At 65.6% G+C, this 6846-nt stretch carries 5 protein-coding genes; all 5 read right to left on the bottom strand.

Going from position 1 to position 6846, the window contains the following annotated elements:
- Positions 1–241 (bottom strand): FxsA family protein (locus WA965_RS27165; RefSeq protein ID WP_526448233.1); only part of this gene is annotated, 241 nt, incomplete at its 3' end.
- A gap of 33 nt (positions 242–274) precedes the next feature.
- Positions 275–676: a PPOX class F420-dependent oxidoreductase gene (locus WA965_RS27170; protein WP_526294441.1), complete on the bottom strand. Its 402-nt coding sequence runs from the start codon at positions 674–676 to the stop codon at positions 275–277.
- Between the two features lie 3 nt (positions 677–679).
- The gene (locus tag WA965_RS27175; protein ID WP_178360169.1) at positions 680–1063 is read right to left on the bottom strand and encodes a PPOX class F420-dependent oxidoreductase; all 384 of its coding nucleotides are present in this window, start codon (positions 1061–1063) and stop codon (positions 680–682) included.
- Positions 1064–1156: 93 nt separating this feature from the next.
- Positions 1157–4750, bottom strand: a complete 3594-nt coding sequence (gene cobN / locus WA965_RS27180) for a cobaltochelatase subunit CobN (RefSeq protein WP_526294442.1) — start codon at positions 4748–4750, stop codon at positions 1157–1159.
- A gap of 326 nt (positions 4751–5076) precedes the next feature.
- Positions 5077–6558, bottom strand: a complete 1482-nt coding sequence (locus WA965_RS27185) for a flavin-containing monooxygenase (RefSeq protein WP_526300908.1) — start codon at positions 6556–6558, stop codon at positions 5077–5079.
- Positions 6559–6846 lie beyond the last annotated feature (288 nt).

Raw genomic sequence — 6846 nt, forward strand, 5'->3', positions numbered from 1 at the left:
GCACCGTGCCGAGCGCGACGAGCGCGCTGTCGGTGACAGCTCCCTGGGCGTTGGCGGCGGTCAGCCCGCCGGACTGCAGCCGCTGGAGGTGGCGCCGCACCTGGGACCCCGCAAGGGCGAGACCGACCACGAACGTGCCCGCCACCAGCAGCACCGTCCAGCCGAAGCCGATCGTCGACGCCAGCGCCACCAGGACGGCCAGCTCGATGACCGCGTAGATCAGAAACAGCCTCATCGCCATGCACTGCCAACGCCCGGGAGCGCCGGCAGGTTCCTAGGCACTCGGCGGGCCACCGGGGGCCTGCACTTCGATCGCGGCGTGCACCTTGTCGATCCCGCCGCGCAGAAGCGCCTGCGGAATGAAATACCACGCGTGGTTCCAGTACCTCTTGATGATCAGATCGAACACCCGCCGGGTCTCGGATTTGGGCAGCATCCGCGCCTCCGCCTCGACCGGTTCGCCCTTCACCTTGCCGAGCACGCCGCACTTCTGGATGGTGACCCGCGGAGTGTTGTTGATCCGCTTGGTCTTCCACGAGCCGTCATCGGTGATGATCAGCAGCTTGTCCCCCTCCGGTACTCCCCACACCGCCGTCGGCTTGGGCCGGCCGTCCTTGGTGAACGTGGTCAGCAGCAGGTACTTCTCGCCGTAGACGTCCTTGAACTGAGGCGCCATGGGTCAGTTCACCGGCTTCAGTTCGATCGTGACGTTCTTGTCCATGCCGCCGCGCAGCTTCGAGAAAAGGTTGAAGGTCTTGCCGAGCAGGCCGTAGCGCTTGCCGATGGCGTCGTAGGTGGCGCCGTTGACCGACTTGTCGAGGATCGCGGCGGTGGCTTCGACCGCCTCGCCCTTGGGCTTGCCGCCGCGGTCACACTCGGCGATGGTCACCCTCGGGGTGTTGCGGATGCGCTTGACTTTCCAGGACTTCTCCTGGGTGATCGCGGTCAGACGGTCGCCGTCGCCGACGGCCCAGATCGCGGTCGGCTTCGGCCGGCCGTCCTTGGTGAAGGTGGTCAGCAGGATGTACTCGGATCCGGCTACGTCGGAGAAGGTCACGGGCATCCGCCCAACTTATCTCCCCGAGTCGCTCCGCTCCTACCCGCCGAACCCATCTCCCCGAGTCGCTCCGCTCCTACCCGCCGAATCCATCTCCCGTCAGCCTTCGAGGTCGCCCTCGGTCTCCAGCAGCACCTGGCGCAGCCCGTCGAGGGTCACCGCTTCCGGCTCTGCCCACATTCCCCGTCCTGCCGCTTCCAGCAGGCGCTCGGCCATCCCGTGCAGTGCCCACGGGTTCGATTCGGCCATGAACTTGCGGTTCTCGTCGTCGAGGACGTATTCGCCGGCGAGTCGCTCGTACATCCAGTCGGCCATCACCCCTGCGGTGGCGTCGTACCCGAACAGATAGTCGACGGTCGCCGCCATCTCGAATGCGCCCTTGTAGCCGTGTCTGCGCATCGCGTTCATCCAGCGCGGGTTGACGACGCGGGCGCGGAAGACCCTTGTGGTCTCCTCCGACAGCGTCCGGGTGCGCACCGACTCGGGCCGGGTGTTGTCACCGATGTAGGCGACCGGGTCCTTGCCGGTGAGCGCCCGCACGGTGGCGATCATGCCGCCGTGGTACTGGAAGTAGTCGTCGGAGTCGGCGATGTCGTGCTCGCGGGTGTCGGTGTTCTTGGCAGCCACGGCGATTCGACGGTAGGCCCTGTTCATGTCGTCGGTGGCAGGGGCGCCGTCCAGTCCGCGGCCGTAGGCGAACCCGCCCCAGGCGGTATACACCTGCGCGAGGTCGGCGTCGTCGCGCCAATTGCGGCTGTCCATCAGCTGCAGCAACCCGGCGCCGTAGGTACCCGGTTTGGAGCCGAAGATCCGGGTGGTGGCACGCCGGCGGTCGCCGTGTTCGGCCAGGTCGACTTCGCTGTGGGCGCGCACGTAATTCTGGTCGGCCGTCTCGTCGAGACCTGCAACCAGTGCAACCGCATCATCGAGCATGGTGACGACGTGCGGGAACGCATCGCGGAAGAAGCCCGAGATGCGGACGGTGACATCGATGCGTGGTCGGCCGAGTTCGGTCAGGGACATGGCTTCGAGGTCGACGACACGACGTGAGGCCTCATCCCAGACCGGCCGGACCCCCAGTAGTGCAAGGACTTCCGCGATGTCGTCGCCCGACGTGCGCATGGCCGAGGTGCCCCACACCGAGAGTCCGACCGACTGTGGCCACTGCCCGTGATCGGCGTGGTACCGCTCCAGGAGCGAATCCGCCAGCGCCACACCCGTTTCCCACGCCAGCCGCGACGGCACCGCCTTGGGGTCGACGGAATAGAAGTTGCGCCCGGTCGGCAGCACGTTGACCAGACCGCGCAGCGGTGAGCCGGACGGCCCTGCCTCGATGAATCGGCCGTCGAGTGCCCGCAGGATCTGGCTGATCTCACCCTCGGTCCCCCGCAGGCGTGGCACGACCTCCTCGGCCGCGAAGCGAAGCACTGCGGCGACGTCGGTGTTGTCGGTGATCCGCCCGACGGCCGAGGGATCCCAACCCGACTCCTGCAGGGCGGCGACCAGCCCGCGCGCCTGCTCTTCGGCGACGTCGACCGCGCCGCGGGTGTCCGAGCCGTCCTCGGCGAGCCCCAGCGCCTGGCGCAGGCCGGGTACCGACTGCTCGCCGCCGAACAGCTGGCGGGCCCGCAGCATCGCCAGCACCAGGTCGAGTTCGACGGCACCGTCGGGGGCCTGGCCCAGCACGTGCAGGCCGTCGCGGATCTGAACATCCTTGATCTCACACAACCAGCCGTCTACGTGCAGCAGCATGTCGTCGAAGACATCCTCGTCGGGGCGATCCTCCAGCCCGAGGTCGTGATCCATCTTCGCCGCTCGCATCAGCGTCCAGATCTGCTGACGGATCGCGGGCAGCTTGGCCGGGTCGAGCGTGGAGATGTTCGAGTGCTCGTCGAGCAGTTGTTCGAGCCGGGCGATGTCGCCGTAACTCTCGGCGCGTGCCATCGGCGGGATGAGGTGGTCCACCAGGACGGCATGCGCGCGGCGTTTGGCCTGGGTGCCCTCACCGGGATCGTTGACCAGGAAGGGATAGATCAGCGGCAGGTCGCCGAGGGCGGCATCGGATCCGCAGGCCGCGGACATGCCCAGCGTCTTGCCCGGTAACCACTCGAGGTTGCCGTGCTTTCCGAGGTGGACGACGGCGTCGGCGCCGAAACCCTTGTCCAGCCATCGATATGCGGCGAGGTAGTGGTGGCTGGGCGGCAGGTCCGGATCGTGGTAGATCGCGACCGGGTTCTCGCCGAAGCCGCGCGGAGGTTGCACGAGGATCACCACGTTGCCGGACATCATTGCCGCGATGACGATCTCGCCGTCGGGGTCCCGGCTGCGGTCGACGAACAGCTCACCCGGAGGCGGCCCCCAGTGCTCGACCATGGTGTCGGTCAGTTCGGCGGGCAGGGTCGCGAACCACTCCCGATACTCTTTGGCGGACAATCGAATCGGGTTGCCCACCAGTTGACCTTCGGTCAGCCAGTTCTGATCCTGGCCGCCGCGTTCGATCAACGCATGGACCAGCGCGTCACCGTCTTCAGCTTCGACGCCGGGCACCTCACCGATGTCGTAGCCGGACTCCCGCATCGCCCGCAGCAGCGCGACGGCACTGGCCGGGGTGTCCAATCCGACGGCGTTGCCGATTCGCGCGTGCTTGGTGGGGTATGCGGAGAACACCAGCGCCACCCGCTTGTCCGCGGACGCGATCCGACGCAGTCGGGCGTGCCGCACGGCGAGCCCGGCGACACGCGCGCAGCGCTCCGGGTCGGGCACATAGGAGATCAGGCCGTCCTCGTCGATCTCCTTGAACGAGAACGGAACCGTCACGATTCGGCCGTCGAATTCCGGGACCGCGACCTGGGTCGCGACATCGAGCGGGCTCATCCCGTCGTCGTTGTCGATCCACTGCTGACGCGATGACGTCAGGCACAGCCCCTGCAGGATGGGCACGTCGAGCGCCGCGAGATGCGCGACGTTCCACTGGTCGTCGATGCCACCGGCACCCACCGTGGCCGGGATCGCTCCGCCGGCCGCCAAAACCGTCGTGATCAAGGCGTCGGCGGTGCCGAGCAGTTCGAGCAACTCAGGTTCCGGGTTGCGCAGTGAAGCGCAGTAGATCGCCAGAGGGCGGCCGCCTGCAGCATGAATCGCGTGGCACAGCGATCCGATGTACTCGGTGTTGCCGGCCAGCTGCTGTGCCCGGTAGAACAGCACCGCGATCGTCGGGCCATCGCCGCTGGCTTCGAAGCCGGCCGGGCAGTCCAGCACGCCCCACGTGGGGATGTCGACCGGCGGCTCGAACCCGAAGCCGGTCATCAGCACCGTATCGGAGAGGAAGGCGTGGAGGTTCGCCAGGTTCTCGACACCGCCCTGCGCGAAGTACACGTGCGTCTCCAGCGCGACACCGGCCGGCACCGTCGAGTGACTCATCAGATCGGCGTCGGGGGCCTGCTCACCACTGATGACCACGGCGGGGATGCCCGCCGCGGCCACCTGATCGATGCCGTCCTCCCAGGCGCGGTACCCACCGAGAATCCGGACCACCACGGCCTGCACACCGTCGAGCAGTTCGGCCAGCTCACCGTCCACCAGCCGCGACGGGTTGGCCCAGCGGTAAGCGGCCCCGCTGGCCCTGGCCGCGATGAGGTCGGTGTCCGAGGTCGACAGCAGCAGGATGGTCGGAGAACTCGGGGATTCGGCCACGCTCCATTCGTACCGCATGGAGTCCTGTGGAACTCACCTCACCTGGCAAAGCCTGGCCGGAACCTATCCCGCCCCACCCGCTGGAGCGGGAAGAAACTCACCCGTGCCAGCGGCCGTACCACGTCTGCCGGTAGGGCATGCCGATCGCCGCCACGAGCAGGAAAATGACGGCCGAGAAAACCAAGAGTGTGAACATCGCCGTTCCTTTCACTCATCCCGTTGTTTGACACGGGTTCAGTAAGCAGGACGGTACCGCCGGTAACGTCGGAAAAGGCCGCGGTGTGCGTGACGAGACGGGCAATGCCCCGATGTGACCGTCGTCACAGTTACGCCGTGCGAACGTCAAAATCCGCCATGTCCGGCGCGCGGAGCAGTTCGCTGTAACGCTGCGGTGCCCACGGGAACAGCTCGGGCAAACCATGCTTATCCAGATACCAACTCGAGCATCCTGTAGTCCAAACCGTCTGAGGCATGGCCGCTTTCATGGCGTCGCCGTAGGCAGCGGTGGCGGCCCCGGTAGGCGAAACAGAGGCGATTCGCCGCTCTCGGAGTTGATTGATCCACCATGTCGCATATCGCGCCTGGTCCTCGGCGACGGGGACGAGCGAGTTGTTCCCGACGGGTGAGTGCGGACCCATGAGCATGAACATGTTCGGAAAGCCCGGCACCGCCACAGAGCGATAAGCCGCAGGACCATCAGCCCACGCGTCAGCGAGACTCAGCCCGCCTTCACCGACGATATCGAGGGGCCGGACATAGGCGCGCGCATCGAATCCCGTTGCCAAAACCAGTAAGTCGAGCTCGTGGACCTCACCATCTGCCGTGACGACACCTCGAGGTTCGACTCGGTCGATAGGTTGAGTGGTCACGTGCACTCCAGGCTTCCGAAGCGAACGGTAGTAATGTCCCGCGAACACCATCCGCTTGCACAACGGCTGGTCCCGCGGAGTCAGTTTTGCGCGTAATTCCTTGTCCCGCACAGCCAGCCGTAGATTCAACCGACATTGCGCCTGGATTATCTTGCGCCGCAAGCCAGGCTTGACAACGGCAGTCCCGAAGAAACGGGTGAATATATAACCCCACATCGCGTACAGCGCCCCGTTCAGCCTGTGAGATCGGCGTAACGCCGCGCGGTTTAATTCCGACACCTGCCTGTTGGGCCACGCGTAGACCCACTGTGGAGTGCGCTGGAATATGTTGATTTCTCTCACGGTTCCCGCCAGCGCCGAGGTGATTTGCACCCCTGTCGACCCGGTCCCGATCAACCCGATTCTTTTGTCGGCGAGCACTATCGAATGGTCCCACTGAGATGAGTGGAACGAGCGGCCCGCAAAGGTGTTGAGTCCAGGAATGTCGGGATATCTGGGCACGCGCAGAACGCCAGTCGCAGTGATGAGCACATCAAATGGCTCATCACCTTCAGCTGTCGTCACCCACCAATGGTCGTCCCGATATCGAGCGACCGTCACCTCGGTGCCGAATCGGATGTGTTCGACGATGTCACGCTCCCCCGCGACCTGCCGCAGATACTTGTGGATCTCTGCGCCCGGAGACAGCAGATGCGACCACTCGGGGTTCGGCCGGAACGAGTACGAGTAGTACCGTGAGGGCACGTCGCAGTGCAGGCCTGGATAGGTGTTGTCGCGCCAGGTTCCACCTACGTCGTAGGCCTTCTCGAAGATCGTGAAGTCATCGATGCCCGCATCCTGCAACGTGGCCGCCATGCACAACCCGGACATGCCCGCCCCGATGATCGCGACTCTGACCGGCCGTCGCGGTGATGTTTGCTGAATGCTTTTGTCTGACATGGGATGGCCCCCTGTGAAAGTGCACCGACACTACGCCGGCGACGTCAGTTTCATGGCGTTATCGCGCGACGTGAGCACCTGGGCGGATACGCTGACGCCTCGCGAACGACCTGCCTTGGGGTTGATCAGCAAACCCCGGTTCCATTCGCGGTGAATCCAAGGGTGGGCAGTGTCGCCGATAGGAGCACACTGGCGTCTGAAGCGCTCCGGAAGTGGGTCATATGCCATCGCTACAGGTCGTCAAGCTCGGCGCGGTCATCGGTGCACGCATCGACGGGGTCGACATCG

Origin of the sequence: Mycobacterium sp., from assembly GCF_049683935.1 — a bacterium.
GTDB lineage: Bacteria > Actinomycetota > Actinomycetes > Mycobacteriales > Mycobacteriaceae > Mycobacterium.